12 protein-coding genes and 1 pseudogene are annotated in these 20,715 nt (G+C 31.6%); 10 read left to right on the top strand and 3 right to left on the bottom strand.

Features of this window, described 5'->3' with window-relative positions; translation table 11 throughout:
* Positions 1–2 precede the first annotated feature (2 nt).
* The 10 genes and pseudogenes from KF896_07900 to KF896_07855 all read left to right on the top strand — a co-directional run bounded on the left by KF896_07900 (position 3) and on the right by KF896_07855 (position 18,252).
* Positions 3–434 (top strand): hypothetical protein, encoded by a 432-nt coding sequence (locus KF896_07900; protein MBX3043624.1) that lies wholly within the window; start codon positions 3–5, stop codon positions 432–434.
* A gap of 111 nt (positions 435–545) precedes the next feature.
* Positions 546–1,580: a class I SAM-dependent methyltransferase gene (locus KF896_07895; GenBank protein ID MBX3043623.1), complete on the top strand. Its 1,035-nt coding sequence runs from the start codon at positions 546–548 to the stop codon at positions 1,578–1,580.
* Positions 1,581–1,582: 2 nt separating this feature from the next.
* Entirely contained in the window at positions 1,583–9,442 is a 7,860-nt protein-coding gene (locus KF896_07890) for a glycosyltransferase (protein ID MBX3043622.1), read from the top strand.
* A gap of 312 nt (positions 9,443–9,754) precedes the next feature.
* Positions 9,755–10,771, top strand: coding sequence for a T9SS type A sorting domain-containing protein (locus KF896_07885; protein ID MBX3043621.1), 1,017 nt, complete (start codon positions 9,755–9,757; stop codon positions 10,769–10,771).
* 200 nt (positions 10,772–10,971) lie between these two features.
* Positions 10,972–13,107 (top strand): immunoglobulin domain-containing protein, encoded by a 2,136-nt coding sequence (locus KF896_07880; protein ID MBX3043620.1) that lies wholly within the window; start codon positions 10,972–10,974, stop codon positions 13,105–13,107.
* Between the two features lie 342 nt (positions 13,108–13,449).
* A pseudogene (locus KF896_07875) lies at positions 13,450–13,914 on the top strand (PIN domain protein).
* The gene (locus KF896_07870) at positions 13,901–14,047 is read left to right on the top strand and encodes a hypothetical protein (GenBank protein ID MBX3043619.1); all 147 of its coding nucleotides are present in this window, start codon (positions 13,901–13,903) and stop codon (positions 14,045–14,047) included. The pseudogene KF896_07875 and the gene KF896_07870 overlap by 14 nt, the downstream one beginning before the upstream one ends.
* A gap of 374 nt (positions 14,048–14,421) precedes the next feature.
* Positions 14,422–15,006: a cytochrome c nitrite reductase small subunit gene (gene nrfH / locus KF896_07865; GenBank protein MBX3043618.1), complete on the top strand. Its 585-nt coding sequence runs from the start codon at positions 14,422–14,424 to the stop codon at positions 15,004–15,006.
* Between the two features lie 35 nt (positions 15,007–15,041).
* Positions 15,042–16,493 (top strand): ammonia-forming cytochrome c nitrite reductase, encoded by a 1,452-nt coding sequence (gene nrfA, locus KF896_07860; GenBank protein ID MBX3043617.1) that lies wholly within the window; start codon positions 15,042–15,044, stop codon positions 16,491–16,493.
* 232 nt (positions 16,494–16,725) lie between these two features.
* Positions 16,726–18,252 (top strand): Do family serine endopeptidase, encoded by a 1,527-nt coding sequence (locus KF896_07855; GenBank protein MBX3043616.1) that lies wholly within the window; start codon positions 16,726–16,728, stop codon positions 18,250–18,252.
* Between the two features lie 186 nt (positions 18,253–18,438).
* Here the strand turns inward: KF896_07855 and KF896_07850 are convergent, their stop codons facing one another.
* The 3 genes from KF896_07850 to KF896_07840 all read right to left on the bottom strand — a co-directional run bounded on the left by KF896_07850 (position 18,439) and on the right by KF896_07840 (position 20,680).
* The gene (locus tag KF896_07850) at positions 18,439–18,891 is read right to left on the bottom strand and encodes an aspartate carbamoyltransferase regulatory subunit (protein MBX3043615.1); all 453 of its coding nucleotides are present in this window, start codon (positions 18,889–18,891) and stop codon (positions 18,439–18,441) included.
* Positions 18,891–19,799: an aspartate carbamoyltransferase gene (gene pyrB / locus KF896_07845; protein ID MBX3043614.1), complete on the bottom strand. Its 909-nt coding sequence runs from the start codon at positions 19,797–19,799 to the stop codon at positions 18,891–18,893. Before pyrB ends, KF896_07850 begins: the two co-directional genes overlap by 1 nt.
* Positions 19,800–19,867: 68 nt before the next feature.
* Positions 19,868–20,680, bottom strand: coding sequence for a class I SAM-dependent methyltransferase (locus KF896_07840; GenBank protein MBX3043613.1), 813 nt, complete (start codon positions 20,678–20,680; stop codon positions 19,868–19,870).
* Between the last annotated feature and the right edge of the window lie 35 nt (positions 20,681–20,715).

The following is a 20,715-nucleotide window of genomic DNA, read 5'->3' as shown; positions in this document are numbered from 1 at the left end:
AAATGAATATCCAAAATTTAAGACCGGATTCACGTGTTGAGGGTATCGAATTCAAAAGCGGTTACGTCCAGTTTTACTACGAAGATTACTTCAATGACAAAATTTATGAAGTAAAAATCAAAACTGATTTGGTTTATATCAATTACAAGTTGGATGAGATAGCTTATGAATTTTGCCATATCAGGCAGTTCACACTTAGTGACCACCTTCCGATTGATGAAAAGTCGAAACTGTATTTAATGCCGGATACATTCATAAAGCAAATGAAAGCCGCCCGCCAGAAGTTTAACCTCGCGATTGGTCTTAATTCAGCCGAATGGAAAAACTTCCTTCAGGTTTATGGTGACGGGCTAATAGTCGCCTGTCCGGTGAAGTCTTGGGAGAATATTGATATTGAAGAAGTCGGAACAATCGTCAATATCAACCCGAATTAGAAAAAAATACCAGTCCTCACTTGTTTTTACCTCCCAAATCCCACTTTGGTACAATATTTGTATTGTACAAATCTATTGTTTTGTAATAGATTAGAACTAAAGGAGCTTGTTTTGGAAATCGAAAAGTTTTATAATGAAATTTTATTCGAGCAATTATTTAAATTTATTAAGGGTAATAAACGAATTGATTATGCAATGGATACAATTCTTAGATATTCTGATGAAGAACCATTGAATATTATTGATTTAGGATGTGGTATAGGAGATACAACTTGGAAAATCTCTAATCTGTTTCCAAATTCATCAGTTACCGGTATAGATATCAGTCAAGATTCAATTAAATTAGCCAATATTTTATTTGGGAGTAAGAACCTCCATTTTGAGCAAGGCAATATCTATGAGTTTGATACAAAAAAAAGTTTTGATTTGATTACACTTATAGATTTTTATGAACATATTGAATTGGATAAAAGAAGTATCGTAAATGAACTATTAAATTCGATATTAAATGAGAATGGAAAAATAATTCTAACTTATCCATCACCATATTTATTAAAAAAATTATATGATGAAAAAAGTATTTTGCTTCAACCTGTTGATGAGTTAATTTGGATAAATGATTTAAATAAATTATCAATAGCTACTAAGACTGAATTAATATATTATTCTTATGTGAGTGTTTGGGAAAAAAACGATTATGTCCACGCAGTCTTATCGAAGTGCGGTATTAATAAAGAAATTAATGAAACAATAAATCCAAGGTTCTTTACTTTTGGCTCAAAAGAATATAGAATTAACCTGATAATGGACAGAATTAAAGATTTGATTGAATATAAGGAGATTAGATTGAAAATTCTAAATAGCATAAAAGATTCAAATTTTAATTCAATGTTCATACATCTTCGACCAAGAGTTTATGATTTAATTTCAAGTCTAAAACCAGATACAGAAAAAATAAATATTGAATTTTTTAACATTTTGAATAATGGTTTCAGCGATATAGATATTTTAAAGGTTGCTAATCTCTTAGAAAAAAATGATAATAAATTAGGATTCTTTTTATTACTTGCTTTTGTAAATCAACAATTCCCAAATTCTATATTATTTCAAAATGTTCTTAATCAATATTCAAAAATATGGAATTAGTAATGAAGTTAATGTATGTCTCCTTCTGCAATTCAACACACTATCAATTGTTAGAAAAAATTGATGAAAGAATAAAATCTTTAAAGCATATTCACAAAGATATTGACACTTATGTAATAGGAAAAAGTGGTAATATTGAATATCCAGAATTTTCATTTCGTTATATCAATTTAGAAAAAAAATACGATATATACAACTATGAATCATCCAGAAAATATTCATTTGAAGAATTAGAGGATTGTATACTACTTGGTGATTACGATGTTATTTTACTTCGGTACCCTCTGGCTGATAAATATTTAGCTGATTTCCTAGCTAAGCACTCTAATGTAGTCTTTGAACATCATACTAAAGAAGAGTTAGAGTTATTAAATATCAATCAGTCTTTATATTATGATGAGCTAAGGTATTCAATGGTGGTTCTACCAAAAGCTATGGGCATAACTGCTGTAACAGAAGAAATTTTAAATTATGAGTTGAAGAGGGCAAATAAAAAATTATCTTCGATAGTAATACCTAACGGAATTAATATAAAAAATATTAACTTAGTTGATAAATATGAACCAATGATTAACGGCAAGTATAATTTCCTGTGTATTTCAAAGGATTATCAACCTTGGCAAGGTTTAGAAAGACTTTTTCGGAGTATATCAAAATCAAATTTTAAAGATAATATATATTGCCATATTATTGGAAATATTTATAATGAGCAGTTAAACTTAATCAAAGAACTGAAATTAGAAAACAATATCAAAATTTATGGGCAATTATCAGTAAAAGAAATTGATAAAATATCACAACTCTGTCAAATGGGAGTCGGAGTTTTAAGTCCATATTTAAAAGGTTTAAATGAAGTATCAGCACTAAAACATAGACAATTTTTTGCAATGGGATTACCTTTTTTCTATGGTGGAATTGATTTACCTTTTGATAAAATACCAAATTATGCTATATCAATACCAAATAATGAGAGTCTAATAAGATTTGAAGAAATAATTGCATTGTGTGACAAATATCAAGAAGATTCAACAATCAGAAATAGAATTTATCAATTTGCATTTGATAATTTAAACTTAGATAATATTAATAAAAGGCTTATTGAATTTTTAAAAGGTTTGGAAAAAATCAAAACAACTCAAACTAAAAATAATTTCCAAAAGAATAAAAAAATTGTTTTTTTTGCTGGTGATAATAATAACTTCCATTTTGTAGAAGACATAATAAAATATTATGATTCAATAGGTCTTTCAACAAAGAAAGTTTTTTATAACCCCTCAATTCCTCCAGAATTAATATTTAATGAATTACAGAATAATGATATCGCTTGGTTTGAATGGGGCAATGGCCCGATAGAATTGGCTAGTAATATGCCCAAAACCTGCAAAGTAATACTTAGAATTCATAGATATGAAATTTACTCCAATTCAGTTAACTTGATTAATTTTAATAATATTGATAAAGTAATTTTTATAAATGATAATGTTCGTGACGATTTTTACAAATTACATAAGCATATTGATTTGGATTTATCTAAAACAGAAGTTATATATAATGCAATAGATTTAAAGAAATATTCATTACCTGAAATAAAAATTAAAAATTTCAATATTGCTTTCATTTCACGTTTTCATTATGTTAAAAATCCGGCACTTATACTGCAGATTTTAAGCAAATTAGTAAAAATTGATAAACGATATAAATTATTTTGGATAGGCTCAAAACAAGATAAAGTTATTGAACAATTTATTGAATATTCAGTTGAAAGATTAGGACTAAAAGATCATTTAATATACGATGGATTTGTAGAAAATGTAAATGACTGGCTCAAAGATAAAAGTTATATATTAAGCACTAGTTTTATTGAAGGTCTTCCTCTGAATATTCTTCAAGCTATGGCAATGGGATGCAAACCAATTATCCATGATTATTATAAAATGCCTGAAAAAATATTTGGTAGCGAATATATTTTTAAAACAGTTGACGAAGCTGTAGAATTAATTACAATTGATATATTTGAACCACATAAATATAGAGAACTAGTTCAAAATAAATTTAATATCGAACTGCATTATGATATTTTTCACCAATTTACTAATTTAAATTCTAATAATAAAAATTATAAATCTGAATTTAAATTTCTTATTTTCATAAAAATTAACAAAAACAATTATAATAAGCTCAATACTACAATACAATCTATTGAAAAACAAAAGAATAATTATTTTAAGATAGTCATAATTTCAGAATTTCAATTAGAATATTTCAATGACAATATGTTTATTGAAGTTGTTTTTATTGATAAGAATAATTCAATCGAAAAAATATTAAGAGATACAATACTTAATTCGTATTATGACTATTTTATGTGGATAAATCCAGGTGACATTTTTATTAATGAAGCATTTGATGATATTTGTATCAACACCAGACTTTATCAGCAATTTGATTTAATATTATTGAATTTCCACTTATATACAAATGACCAAAAAATTTTAAGTTTAAACGAAATTAATTTACTTGGTAATAAAACTATAACAAATCAATATTTATTAAATAATCAAATTCCTAATAGCGGCTTATTAATTAGTAAAAAAATTTATACTGAGTATTTTAAGCAAAAAAATCAATTTTTTAATTTTGATATTTTTATAATTCAAAATATTATAAATAGTAATTATTTTATTTTTTCTACAAAAAATATTAGATTATTGAAACCACAATACGACTTGAGTAATGCCAAGCCTTTTAAATTTATTCCAAATATTGACAATTTTATTGAAAACATAAAATTAGAAAGAGTTTTTCCATATTTAGATTGGTATAATAATTATGATAAATCTTATTCAAACGCATTATTTAATCTTTCTTTAATATGTTACAATAATGGTCATTTATCAAAAGCACACGAACTATTACTTATCTCAAAAATTTATGATAATTCCATTGAGCTTAACAATCAAATATTCTCATTAATTACCAATCATTTATCAATATTCATTGTTGCGTTAATGCTTTTATTTAATTTGAAATCATTCATCCATAATATTGAAAATACTTCAAAATTATTTATGGAATGTTTCAATTATTTCATAATGAGGAAAAATATTGTTGTTTGCAAAGCACTGACTGAATTAACTAAAAATGAAGCCTCATTTATCGAATTAAGTTCGATAATTAATTCTAAATTTATTGAATTAATAAATCAAACAAATCCGAATTCGACTTATAATAATAAACCTTTCTTCTCTATCTGCATACCCACTTATAACCGTGGCAATTATCTTAAGGATGCAATTAAAAGTGCATTGAATCAAGATTATGATAATTATGAGATAGTTATTGTTGATGATGGCTCAACTGATAATACAAAACAAAATGTTGATAGTTTTAATTCAGATAAAATTAAGTATTTCTATCAAAATAATTCCGGAAGACCTAAAGCGAGAAATCGTCTTATTAAGGAATCAAAAGGTGAATATATATTATGGCTTGATAGCGATGATATTATTCATGAGAAAATAATTTCAGAGTATATTACCATAATTCAAAAATTTAGTCCTGATGTAATTTATTGTAATATTGAAATTACTGATAAATCTTTAAAGAAAAGGATTGACATAATTGAGGCACCTGATTATACAATCGGTACAAAATATTTATTACTAAGAATAATAAATGGTGTCGGAATTACTTCAGGTGGTGCATTATTTAAAAAAAATGTACTTATTGAAGTAGGCTTAATAAATACCGAATTCCTAAGAGCACAAGACAATGAATTATGGACACGTTTGGCTAATAAAGCGAAGTTTCACAAAGTTGATAAAGTGTTGTATTACTATAGAAAGCATGATGATAATATTTCACTAAATGATGTAGTTGATAAATCTTTTGAGTCTTTGGTTATAAGAAATATTATTAAATCAAATCCATTGTCAGTTATTTTCCCTGATTTTGATTTTAATGATGAAAAATCTCAAGACAAAGCATTGCTTGAAATTGCTTCGGGACTTTTTAGATTTGAAGATTATTATAATACAATAAATGTTCTGAATTATTATAATTATTATGATGATAAATTATCAATTCAAATTTTTATCAAATCTCTTATTGGTTTGGGAGATTACAAGAAAGCGAAAGAAATTATTAATAAATATTTGAGGAATAATAAACAAATATTTGAGGATTTAGATAACACAATTGATTTATTATTATCGTTGAATAAAATTGAAATTAAAGCAAGTAATGCTAAAACTATAAACGATATAGTGAATCGGGTAACTCAATCTTTACAATTTATACCATCTGAGATTTATCTTTTAAATGCAAGAGTATTAAGCCTCAAAAATGAATTAGATACTAGTTTTAATTATTACAAAAAAGCTATAGGCACTTCACCTGAAAATGCACTCATTTTAAATGAAGCATTAGAAATAGGCAAAAAACTCAATAAAGAAAATGAAATTCTTGATTTGAAAAATAGAATACTAAGACAAATTGAGTTTTATGATGAAAATAATAGTTTAAACAATCCAAGCCCTCTCGTTTCAGTAATCATTCCTACAAAAGACAGACCATCTCAGCTAAGGGATGCTATTTCCAGCGTTTTGGCTCAAACTTATCCAAATTTTGAATTACTGGTAATTAATGATGGCGGTGAGAATGTTTCGGGGCTAATTCAATCATTTTATGACAATAGAGTCAGATACTTTGAAAATCCTGTATGCAAAGGTGCTGCAGGTGCAAGAAATATCGGGCTTAAGAATGCTAAAGGTGAATACATCTGCTACCTCGATGATGATGATATTTATTATGAGAATCATATTGATACTTTAGTAAAAGCTGCAAATAGTCATCCTGAAATCAAATTCTTTTATACAAAAGCCTATGAACATATAATTTTAAAAGAATACGGATTTCAAAAGACTATCACAAAAAAAATTGTTTATCAGAATGATTACTCCAAAAGATTGCTGCTTTTAATGAATTTATTTCCAACACTTTGTGTAATGCACCACTCCAGTCTGATAAAACTATCTGGCTACTTTAATGAAAATATGAAAACTCACGAGGATTGGGAATACTGGCTTAGAATATCAAATTTTACCGATTTCAAGTTTGTGGATGAGATTACTGCCGAGTATCGGACAATACAAGGTAAGCAAAGCTTAACAAACGAAAAGTTTTCAGATTTTCTGACAACCATGAAATATATTTATAGCAATTATGGAGATGATAATGATTTAACTCTACGCGATTTGAGAAATAATCAGTTAAGAGATTTAGAGAGCAGAGTTATTAAGTACCAAAATTTGCAAAATAATTCAATAACGTCAAATACTAAAAATACTCCTGTCTCAATCATAATACCGGTATTCAATAAATCGGAACTTACTAATAACTGTTTAGATTCAATTTATAAGAATACTGATATAAATTCATTTGAATTAATTATTGTTGATAATGGGTCAACTGATAATACTGAAATTATCATTAATTCATACAAAGAGAAATATAACAATTTAGTTTATATAAGAAATTCTGAAAATCTTGGCTATTCAAAAGCAAATAATATTGGTGCCAAGATAGCAAAGTATGATTACATTCTTCTTCTGAATAATGATACAATTGTTACTGAAAACTGGCTTGAACCACTTACCAATATATTGAATGTTGATACAAATGTTGCAGCAGTTGGCTCCAAACTTTTATTTGAAGATGATACAATTCAGCATGCAGGTGTCTGCATTGTGAATGATAAAGCTTTTGGGGATCCATTAGTTGCAAGACATATTTATTATAAAATGTCAAAAGATGCACCTGAAGTAAATAAAGTAATGAAATACCAAGCACTTACAGGTGCTTGCCTTATGCTTAATAAATCTGCATATTTTGAAGTAAATGGCTTAGATGAAGAATACTGGAATGCTTATGAAGATGTTGATTTATGTTTTAAATTAAGGGAAAAAGGATATATATTAGTATATCAACCCAAGTCTGTTGTTTATCATTTGGAGTCTCAGAGCGGTCCCGAAAGGATTAAAGGAGTGCAGAATAGCATCAAGAGACTTCACGAGAAATGGCTTGGTAAAGTTGAAGTTGATTTCATAGTACACGAAGACAGAAAAATTTCTGTTGTTAAGCCTCAAAAGATAAAAGAATACAAGATATTGAGTAATATAAAAATAGCGGAAAATGCTAATACCTCTTTCCCCGCTTCAATTATCATCCTAACCTACAACTCCTCTGCTACTATTGAAAAATGTTTGGGGTCTGTGAAGGAATATTTAAGACATGTAGATGAGGTTATTGTTGTTGATAATAATTCGAAAGATAATACAATACAATTAATTAAGGAAATAATTTCATGCGATAGTCGCTTTAAAATTATACAAAATAATGAGAATATTGGTTTTTCTGCAGGTAATAATGTCGGCATAAGACTTAGCAAGAACCCTGTTATCGTGTTGCTTAATCCTGATACTATCGTTACGCATGGGTGGCTTGATAATTTAACTTCACATTTTTCAGATGAAAATATTACTGCTGTCGGACCACTATCAAATAGTGTTGCCGGAAATCAAAAGCTGGAGCTTTATGTAAAAGATGAAATTGAAATAAAATCCCTTGGTGATATTTCAAATTATTTGGTTAGAAAATATTCGGGTCAAAATCTTGATGTAAAGGTTTTGATGGGATTTTGTCTTGCTGTGAGACGTGAATTTATTGAGAAGCATGGCGGATTAGATGAGGATTTATTCCTTGGCAATGACGACCTTGAGTTAAGCTGGAGAATACGCACTAACGGCGGAAAACTTGCTGTAGCTCTTGATGCTTTTGTTTATCACGTTGGGCAGGCAAGTTTTAAGACTGAAAACAAATCGCATACAGATAGATTAGTTCAGGAAAGTACAGATTGTTTATATCGTAAACTTGAGAATTATTACGGCGCGGGTAATGTGCCAAGTCCAATGGAAATTTGGGGAATTAACTGGTTCAAACCAAGCAAGATTAATTCCAATAATACTCATCAGTCGCCGAGTGTTGCTAAAACAAGTAAACATAAAAATTTGACTTCAATTATTATTCTTGCACGAAATCAGTACGAATATACAAAAGAGTGTATAGACTCAATCTATAAATTCACTAATTCCCCGTTTGAGCTTGTGCTTGTTGATAATGGAAGTAATGATAATATTCCGCATTATTTCGCTGAATTGGAGCACAGTCAAAATAATGTTAAAGTAATTTCAAATCCTGAGAATGTTGGCTTTCCGAAGGGTGTTAATCAGGCATTGAGGCAGTGTGAAGGGCGTTATATCTTGATTGGAAATAATGATACGGTTGTCACTCCGAATTGGCTTGAAGATATGATTGAAGCGATTGAAAAGTCGCCTGAGAACGGGCTTGTCGGACCAATTTCAAATAATATCAGCGGCTATCAGATTGATAGAAATGCCAAATATCAAACTATGCAGGAAATGCTTGACTATGCGGTAAAAGTCAGGCGTGAGAATGCGGGACAAATGATGAAATTCCCACGTGTAGCGTTTTTCTGCACTTTGATTAAGCGTGAAGTAATTGATAAAATTGGTGGTCTTGATGAAATTTTCTCTCCCGGAAATTATGAAGATGATGATTTCTGTATGAGAGCTCAAATCGCAGGATATAAAACGTTTATTCTGAAATATGTCTTTATTCATCACTATCGTTCACGCAGCTTTGCCGATGAAGGCAATGATGCTTATCAGCAAAGATTAATGAGAAATAAACAGATTTTTGTTGATAAATGGGGCGGCACTCCTGACGAGATTTGGCTTGATGGAAAATTAGTGCAGAGAAGAGATATCTATGTGAATTATTGAGTTAATCAATTATTATTTGATATTTTGATAAAGGCGAACATATGAGTTCGCTTTTTTTGTATAAATAGCTAAATAATTTTGTAAAATATTTGGTAGATATTAAAATATTTACTAAATTGTATTTGAAAAATTATGTTATTTGAAAAATATTTTTGGAAAGTAATTTAACATATATTATGTTAAATCATTATTTATAATTTTTACTAATTTCTTAAAAGGAGCTAAGTATATGTATTTAAAGAACTTAACCCCCCCCCCCCCCGGAAACACAGCTATGTAGTAAGGGATTCTGCCGGAACTTCAGGTTTTGGAATGAAAGCTAAGCTTTCAATTGTTGAAAGTTTTAATAAGGTACTAAACAAAAGATATTACGGTATCAGAGCTATGTACTTTCTTGTAATAATTACTTTATTATTACCGTTACAGAAGGTTGATATTTTTTCTTATGGAGATAGTCCTTATTGCAATGACTATATTTGTCCTGAAATTGAGTTTGTTTATCAAGGAATTGAACCACTACCAGATCTCCTTTACCCAGCTTGTAAATATGATGTTCATTGGTCATACAGATTTGTAGATTGCCCGGAAGCTGGAATGAGTTGGTGTGATTTTAGAATTGATTCAATTGTAGGAAGTCTTGAAAATGGTCCCGCATGCGAAGGTAATCGAACTGTCTATGAGCTTGTCCGAGAAATGACATTTCTACTTTTGGAAAAAAAGGTACCTTTTACAAGTTGCTTCGCAGGATTAAGCAATAGTTCTTGTACAACCAATATTTCTGTTAGTTACGCATCTTGCTGGCAATATGAAATAGATCCCTATACAGGAGGAGGTAATCTAAAAAAATTAGTGCCCTGCAAAAATTTAACACAATGCTGTAGAGAAGTATGGCAAATCTGTAAAGATGCTACAGGACAATTACACCCACCACCAACTCATGTTTCTACATTAGGCATTAATCCGATATGCCCAATAGATGAACAGAATCCAGAAGATGCCTGCTTTGCTGTATGCGAAAATCCTTCTCTTAAGCAAACTATAAATAATCAAGAAACTTATCTTTCCGGGTATGGAGATAAATTAGTAGTTTTTCCAAATCCGGCAAATGATATTCTAAATTTAAATTTTGTTTCTGATGCGAAAGGAATTTATTCTGTTGAAGTTTATGATATTGCCGGAAACTTGGTTTTGATTGAAAGTTTCTCAATAAGCCAACTGGATAAAGATATACAACTTGATATACACAAACTTACAAGTGGTACTTATGCTTTTATGATTAAGCATAATGACATGGTAAGAATTAGTGGTAACTTCGGAATTGTAAAATAGTTTAAAATAATAATGGCTGTCAGTATGTTTTTATACATTGAAAATGCAAGAGTATTTTTCATTTTAATCAATATGATGGTTTATATTTCGTTTTTTAGAATAATGTTCAAAATTTTATAAACAATTAAGTATAAAAATAACTGGCAGCTTAATTTTAGAATTTTCAATCCATAATTTGATTGAAATAAGGAGAATCTAATATGAGAATCATTTATATATTTGTATTATTTTTATCATATTCATTAGTATTTTCTAATGACATAACAATCACATCTCATCCATCTTCAAAAGTGGAATGTGTCGGAAAGGCAATTTCTTTAAGTGTTTCGGCTTTCTCGGAATCAAATCAGCAATTAAATTTTCAGTGGTACAAAGACAATCAAAAAATAAATGAAGCAAATACACCTGTAATTTATATAGAAAATCTTCAACACATCAACTCAGGAATTTATCATTGCGAAGTATCAAATTCGGAACTCACAATAAAATCAAACGCCGCAACTGTATATGCACTCAGACCGACTAATATAACAAAAGAGCCTCAGGATATATTAACTACCCTGAATAATGAAACGGTTTCATTTGAATTTGAAGCACATATTAATGGTTTAGAAATTTTTGAAGCAGAAAATAATAAAGAATTTGTCAAAATTCAATGGTTTTTATTTGACAATTTAACAAGTCATAAATTAGAAAACAACGAAATATACGATGGAGTAAGCAGTAGCAAATTAAGTATTAATACTAAAAATATTCCTGACACAACTTATTACTTTGCAGAATTAGAAGGCAAATGCGGAACAGTCACAACCAAAACAGTCAGACTAATAAAAAATCTTATACTTCTCGATATTTCAATTAACGGCATATACACATGCTTAGGTAATTTCGAAACAATCAAATCACAGATAGAAAATCCTGAAAATCATAAACTAACTTTCAGATGGTTTAAAGATGGCAAAGCATTTTATCACAAAGAAAATGTTCAGGGAGTATTTTCTGACGAGCTTAAATTCAATCCAATTGAAATGAATGATGCAGGAAAATATAAACTTGAAGCAAGAATTGATAGTATTAATTATGCCGTTTTTTCAAATGAAGTTGATGTTGAGATTTGTACAAAACCTGAAGTCATAGCTATTCGTATTGATTCTATGACAGGTACTTTTTTGGGCTACAAAAGAATCTCATTACGTGTATTTTTAAAAAAATCATGCAATTCAGTAATGAATGTTTATGAAAATGACAGTTTATTTGATTCTATTAAATTAGATGACTATAAAATGAGTTATTATGATATTCCGAATCCGGCTTATTCAATGGGAGCTTTATCTAAATTTTTTGTAAGAGATAGAGATATAGACGAAAAATATAGTATAGCTATTTATAATGACTGTGGAATGAGCCAATCCGATACAGTAACAGTTCGTGATAATTTAAATGATTTCGAAGGCAGGGACCCACTAAATCAATACAGAGAGTTTTGTGAAGATGATACCACATCATTGCGATTCTATTTTACTTATATGAAGCCGAATAATAATAAAATAGATTACCTATGGCGATCTGATATACGATTTGATTGTAATCCTGAATTTTATAGTGGCTGCAGGACAAATGTATTGCATTTTAAAAGTCTTAGAAAAATTGATAATGGTCTTTTCTATTTAAGGGCGAGTATCTCAGGAGATCCCAATGAGCAAGATTATTCAGTTTCTTCACCAGCCGGTTTTGTATTTAAAGTAAAACCAAAGCCTGATATAAAACGGCAACCAATATCAAAAAATGTAGCAAATGAAGACAGAGACACACTTATATATATTCTTTTTGATAATGAACCTCAATTACCAATATCTGTCGAACTATATTATATGGCAAGCCTTTCCGGCACACCAAGATTAATAGATAAAACAGAAGCAGAATACGGTATGTGGTACAGATATATTAAAGATATTGGCTTTTCGGATGCAGGGTATTATTTTGCTAAAGTCAACCATTATAATGAATGTGCACCAAGATTTTCAGATACAGTCAAAATATCTGTAATATCGAAAGGTGCAACAAGTATAAGCAATCCCGATAGTGAGAGGAGCATAATTGTCCACCCAAATCCTGCAAGTGATTTTATTACAATCCAGCTCAGCAACACAGGGCTTCAGCCCTTTGCTACGACTGATAAAGTGCAAATATTTGATGTACTTGGAATAGAAATCAAAGACCTCACCCCAACCCCTCTCCAAATTGGAGAGGGACTAAGAATTGATGTATCTCATCTGCCCGCAGGAGTGTATTTCATCAGAATTGGGAATAAGGTGGAGAAATTTGTGAAGATGTGAAATACCGTAGGGGTAGGTTCGGAACCTGCCCTTGCTTTTTGCAATTCGCGATTTTTTTTTAATCCGTTTAATCAGCGATTCTGACCCCATTTTAAAACTTCCGAAGTTTTCAAAACTTCGGAAGTTTACGAACTGAGGGATTTTTCTTGTTGTGTTTTTTTTAAATCCGCGAAATCTTTTAAGCTACATAATGAGTGATTCTGAAGGAAATATAAAACGTCGGATGTATTGAGAAAAGTAATTAAGTGTAGAGTTTGACTTTGTTATATTAAGTAGATAGCAATAAATATCCTATTTAAATGATATTGAAAATAATATTCAATTCATTGCGTTTAACATTCAATGAAGCAAAGATTATATATTGATACTTCAGTTTATGGAGGTTACTTCGATGAGGAATTCTCCAAGCACACAATTCCTTTATTTGAAAGGTTAAGGAATGGCGATTTTATATTCTTGTATTCTGCTGTCATTCAGGACGAACTTGAAAATGCACCACAAAATGTAAAGAATCTTGTTAACAATCTAAATTCATCGAACACTGAATTCCTTGAAACAACAAGTGATGTTATTGATTTAGCTAATGAATATATAAACGAAAAAGTTGTTGGGAAAACAAGTTTTGCCGATTGTTTACATATCTCATTAGCAACAATATATAATTCTGATTATTTAGTGAGCTGGAATTTTAAGCATATAGTAAATGTTTAGAGAATAAGAGGATATAATGCCATAAACATAAAAAATGGATATAAATTATTAGAAATTCGTTCACCAAGAGAATTTGAAAATTATGAAAGCGATTGACAAGAAATTTGATGCAGTCAAATATATGCGTGAGCAAAGAGACAGATTAAGCCAAAAATTAGTCAATTTGCCTAAAGAAGATATTTTGGAATATTTCAGACAAAAACAATTTTCTGTTAAGCCAAGTAATTGACGAAGTTTTAAGCAAACCTGCCCTCAAAATGATTAATTGTCGCAATGGAGCTTGCTCCATTGTTGAGAAATCAAATTCGTGAAATCTTTTAATCAAAGTAATCAGCGATTCTTGCGGATAAATTGTGATGTAATGTCAAATCCCTCTGCCCCCTTTGGCAAATGGGGAAAGTGAGCGAAGGTCTTGTCCTGAAATAGGTTTATAAAATAATGGATAAAAAGATGTCAGATAATAATATTATTATTATTTTTTATCTTTCTACATTGAATTATTTAATTTTTGGAAAATAAATTTGGTAGTCTAAGGAAATAATGTTATTTTTAAATCAGAGTTATTGTTCTGATTATATAAAAGAAATTTATATGAAGAAAATTATTGAATTACTTAAAAGAATAATGCCGCCTGAAAACTGGCAGTCAGTAGTGCTGGTTTTAGTCGGAATATTATTTGGCGTGGGAATTACAGCTTTTCATTTATCCAATGCTTCTTCATACCTGAGCGATGAATCGAGAACTTGTATCAATTGCCATCTAATGACCCCACACTATGCAACCTGGTCAAAAAGCAGCCATGGCAGAAGTGTGAGTTGTAGCGATTGTCATGTACCTCATGATAATATATTCAGAAAATATATGTTCAAGGCAAGTGATGGTATGCGTCATGCAACGGTATTTACACTTAAAACTGAACCTGATATCATTCAAATCAAACCTTCCGGGATAAAAGTTGTTCAAGACAATTGCATTCGCTGCCACGAAAAGCAGTTGGGCGAGTCAGGACTTGCAAGTCACACAGGTAAAGCCTTCTCGCATGGAGAAGGAAGATTGTGCTGGGATTGTCACAGGACAGTACCGCACGGTATCGGCAATAGTCAGGCATCAACTCCTTATGCTTTAGTACCGGATCAGACACCATCAGTTCCGGAGTGGATTCAGAAATTAATTAAATCAAAAAATTAAAGGTTTTAATCATGGAAAACAAAAAAAGAAACCCTATGCTCAACTGGATACTATTCTTTGTGACAGTAGCAGTTGTTTTTGCTGCAGGGATATTTACAGCTTCAATTATGGAACGTCGTGCAGAAAAAGCGGCAAGACTTCAAATAGTCCGCGAAATTCCTGAGTGGGAGCCTCGTAATGAAATCTGGGGAGAAAATTTCCCAAAAGAATGGGAATCTTACTTAAAAACAGGTGATACAAGTTTTGCAAGTTTGCACGGCGGTTCTGCTACTATTGATTATTTAGAAGAATATCCCGAATTGGTAATCCTCTGGGCTGGATATCCTTTTTCAATTGATTACAAACAAGGCAGAGGCCATTTGCATGCTGTAAAAGATGTCCGCCAGACCTTGAGAACAGGTGGAGTTGACAATAGCCCACTTCCTGCTACTTGCTGGACTTGTAAAAGTACTGATGTTCCTCGAATGATGAATACCGTGGGAGTTGAGAATTTTTACAATAAGAAATGGATTGAATATGGTGAAGAAATCATTAATCCGATTGGATGTCAGGATTGCCACGACCCGAAAACTATGAAACTTAGAATCACAAGACCGGCTCTTGTGGAAGCATTTGAAAGGCAGGGCAAAAGCATGAAGGAATTTTCAAATCAGGATATGCGTTCACTTGTTTGTGCTCAGTGCCATGTGGAATATTATTTCCAAAAAGATAATAAGTATCTTGTTTTTCCATGGGATAAAGGTTTTTCTGCTGATAATATGGAAGAATATTATGATAATATTGAGTTCTCCGACTGGACACATAAACTAAGCAGAGCACCAATGCTTAAAGCACAGCACCCTGATTATGAACTTTACAAGACCGGAGTTCATGCTTCCCGCAATGTTTCTTGTGCTGATTGCCACATGCCATATAAGGTAGAAGGTGGTATTAAATTTACAGACCATCATATCGGCAGTCCGCTTCAAAACATTGCAAATGCCTGCCAGACCTGCCATAGAGAAAGTGAGGAGCAACTTCGTAATGATGTATATTCACGTCAGGATAAAGTTCTGGAAATCAGACGTATTGCCGAAAAAGCTATAGCGGCTGCACATATTGAAGCAAAAGCTGCATGGGATGCCGGAGCAAGCGAAGCTGACATGGCACCGGTTCTGAAAAACATCAGACACGCACAGTGGCGTTGGGACTGGGTAGCCGCTGCCAACGGTGTTGGTTTCCATTCTCCTGTCGAAGCACTCAGAGTGCTTGGTACCGCTATTCAAAAAGCTGAAAAAGCAAGAGGCGAAATTAATGTGATACTGACTAAACTTGGGCAACCGATACCATATTCTCTACCGGATGTTTCTACAAAAGAAAAAGCTCAGAAGTTTGTCGGTATTGATATCGAAGCTCAAAAGAATGATAAAATTAAACTACTTGAAACAGTAGTTACCGAATGGGACAAAGCTGCTAAAGAGCGTCAGGGAACTTTGATGAATTACTAAAATTATTGTACAGTAAACAAATTAAGTCTGCAGGGAAAATTCTTATGCAGACTTTTTTGTTATTATAATGGTGAACATATAGCAATAAAAAAATATTATATATTAACTCAGAAATTGAAACTTTTTTCAAGTTAAATCGAACTTATATAATTAGATATATCAATACAAGAAATTGCTTGAAAAATCGTTATTATCTACAAATATCATCACAATTTAATGGAGTAATATAATTATGAAAAAGACTATCATAGTCTCAGTGTTATTGGTTGGAATTGGAATATTTATGGGCATATTATTAATTAGTTCATTGAATTCAGATGTACTAAGCCCGCTTTTCGCAAATGAAAAAACTAAAATCGGAGCTTCAGTAGCGCCTGTCCAGATGGATAACGCTATGAAGATTATCAATGATGCTATGTCTTCAGCCAGCGCTGCTGTCCTGCCTACAATTGTGTATATCAATGTAGAAACCGAAATCAAGGGACGCGGTAGTATGCCAAGAGATGAGTTCCATGATTTCTTTAGATTTTTTGGTGGACCTGAAGGAGAAGATGGTCCAAATCTCACCAGAGGTAGCGGCTCAGGCGTGATTGTATCCGAAAACGGATATATTGTAACAAATAATCACGTAGTTGAAAATGCTACCGATAAGGGTATTAAAGTCCAAACCATTGATAAGAAAGAATATACTGCCAGTCTGATTGGTCGTGACCCATATACAGACCTTGCACTTCTAAAAATTGAAGCTGAAGGGTTGCCGGTTGCACACATAGGCGATATGGATAAAATTCGTATCGGTGAAATGGTACTTGCTGTCGGAAATCCAATGGGGCTTGAGCATACTGTAACAAGCGGTATTGTAAGTGCTATCGGACGTGGAAGAATAAGCGGTCGCGGTGGTGCATCAATTGAACATTACATACAGACTGATGCTGCGATTAACCCGGGCAACAGTGGTGGTGGACTTTTTGATTTAAATGGAAGTCTGGTTGGAATAAATACTGCTATTGCTACACGTACAGGAACATTTATGGGATATGGCTTTGCTATTCCTGTTGATTTAATGACAGCAGTCATTGATGACTTGATTGAGGACGGAAAAATTGACCGTGGTTACATCGGTGTTTTTATAAAAGATGTTGATGAAACTATGGCAAAGGGTTTAGGATTAGACAAAGTTCGCGGTGTTTTAGTTGATGGATTGGTCGAGGACGGAGCTGCAAAAGCAGCCGGTATAGAAAGCGGTGATGTAATTCTTGATGTTGATGGGAAGGAAGTCAATTCACCGAGCGAACTGCAATCAAGAATTGTATTCTACAAAGCAGGTGATAAAATAAATGTCAGACTTTGGAGAGACCGCAAAACCATAACTAAAACCGTAACTCTAAAAGCACGCGAAGAAGATGATTTAGCTGCTTCTACTCCAAATAAAAAAGAAAATGAACCCAAACCTGAGGATAACGCACCGGTAAAATTTGAATCTCTTGGATTTACTATTGCTCCGATTGATTCGAAAATCAAGAAAGATTATGGTGTTGATTATGGTGTAATAGTTAGCGATGTAAAAAGATTCAGCATGGCTGCAGACCGTGGACTTGCTAATCGAGCAGTTATAACTGAAGCTGACAAAAAATCAATCAAATCACCGGGCGACCTAAAGAAAATCATTGACTCTAAAAGTGAAGGCGATGTTATCATTCTTAATGTCAAATATCCCGAAAGAAGTCAGATTGTTGCTCTTGAGGTTAGAAAATCTTAATTTGATTTTGTGATTAATTTTGGAAAACCGGCATCCTTAATAGGTGCCGGTTTTTTTATTCTCAATCAGTAGAGCCGGATTGTTATAATTCTCAAGTGCAGTAAGGAGTGAATACTTATAAAAAACTCCGGTAAGAAGAATCAAAGGCTAATGGATATGTTTTGTAGCCACGAATCTTATCAGAATTTACTTGAATACTATATTTTTCTCTACTGTATTTTTTTCACAATAATGGCACTGAAGAACGATTTTATCTTTTGATATTACTTTAAATTTGGTATCAACATTTTGTACATTTGTTATGCAATTTGGATTAAAGCATTTAACAATCCCTTCGATTGTATCAGGAATTTCAACAGTACTCTTTTCAATTACCTGAAAATCTTTTATCACAATTAAAGTTGCTTTAGGGGCTGCAAGTGATATTTTGTTAATATCTGAACTTTCAAAAAATCTATTTCTTACTTTGATAATGCCCTTCTTACCGTACTTTTTACTCTCAAGATTAATTCCGAATAAAATTTGATTCTCAACATTCTCAAGGTTCAATATTTTGATTACCTGAAAAACGCTTTTTGTTGGAATATGGTCAATTACGGTGCCATTTTCAATGGCTGAAACAATTAATTCTTTTGCCATTATTTTAACCCTAAAATAGTTGTTATCAATGCTTGTCTCACAAATACGCCGTTAAGTGCCTGTTGAAAATAATATGCCTGTGGCAAGTCATCAACATTTTCAGAAATCTCGTTCACTCTTGGTAGAGGATGCAGGATTTTCATGTTTTCCTTTACATTTTCGAGCATGCTTTTTTCTAAAATATACAAATCCTTAACTCTCTCGTACTCCAGCGGGTCTGAAAATCTCTCACGCTGAATTCTTGTCATATATAAAATGTCTGATTTACTTATTATATCTGACATATCGGTATATTGATGGTAATCCAGATTATTATTTTTTATATGCATTTTAACGGAACTCGGCAGTTTTAGCTCATCCGGTGACACAAGATGAAATGTAGTATTATAGTTGCAAAGAGCAATTACAAGGGAATGTACAGTTCTGCCGTATTTCAGGTCACCGACAAATGCTACATGCAAATTATCAAGTGTGCCTTGAGTTTGCTTGATGGAATATAGGTCGAGAAGAGTTTGGGTAGGATGCTGGTTTGCTCCGTCACCGGCGTTTATTACCGGAACAGTAGCCACTTCGCTGGCATATCTTGCACTACCTTCGATAGGATTTCTCATTACAATTAAGTCTGAGTAGTTGCTTACTGTAAGAATAGTATCCTTGAGAGTTTCTCCTTTCTGAACACTTGTTGATGATGTATCGGAAAAACCTATAATCTTTCCTCCAAGGCGATTTACAGCACTTTCAAAGCTGAGTCGTGTGCGTGTTGATGGCTCGAAGAAAAGAGTTGCTACAACATATCCGTCAAGTATCATTTGAGTTGGATTTTTCTCGAAGTGAGATGCAAGTTCCAAAATCTCAATCTGTTCTTGTTTGGTATAGTCGTTAATAGATATTAAACTTTTACCTTTCATTTATTATACTCATTTTTATTTAAAAATACTTTTTCATTATTTTACGAACTTAACGATTATTTCACAATTTATTTTACTGATTTTCTTAACAATTTACCGATATTTTTATTCTTCATGATTTGCCATAATTTGCTTTGCCTTAATTTATCCTTAATCTTACTATTTGATTTTGAAATCACAATGCAATCCGCATCCATAAATTTTATTGATTTGATTAAAAATTCGGGTTGTAATTTATTCAGATGTTCTTGATATCGAATAATTAATTCTCTACTGTTGGTCATCATTATTTTATCATCAAATATTGCAAAAGGAATCAAGTTGGAATCATTGAGAAGTAAATGCCTCATAAGTCCCTCTGAAACTCCTGGCCATGACTGGTCAAAATAGTCGTCTAATAACGCTATACCACCCTTAGCAAGACAGTACTCGGCTAATTTCAAATCGCTTTCGACGACGTCAGCACTATGACCGCCATCAAGTGAGAAAAAACGTATCTTTTCACCTGATTTACCAATCAAGTAATCTGCATTTACATCTTTTGAATTCGAACTTATAATTTCAATTCTTTCAATCGGGCAGTTAAACTTTGTCAAATTATTCTTTACGATTGCAAGGTTACCTTTGCCTGATAACTCCGGATTCTCAAATTGATTTTCAAATAAATCTATTGCAAAGCATTTTTCGTTACTTGCCATCATCAGCGAAAGTAAAATCAAGGAACGACCATGATGAACTCCTATTTCAGCAATATTTCCGGAAATTAAATTATTAATTTGATAAGAATTAATATGATTTATAATCCGGAGAGAATCCTGAGAATACCAGCCCTCAACTGATCTATAACCTGATTTTATATAATTTTGCAGATTAATATTCATTAAAATTTGAATTTATATATTTCATATATGCAAAA

This window comes from Ignavibacteriota bacterium, assembly GCA_019637995.1.
In the GTDB taxonomy this organism is placed as follows: Bacteria; Bacteroidota; Ignavibacteria; order Kapaibacteriales; family UBA2268; genus JANJTB01.
This window is presented reverse-complemented; position numbering and strand designations above follow the sequence as displayed.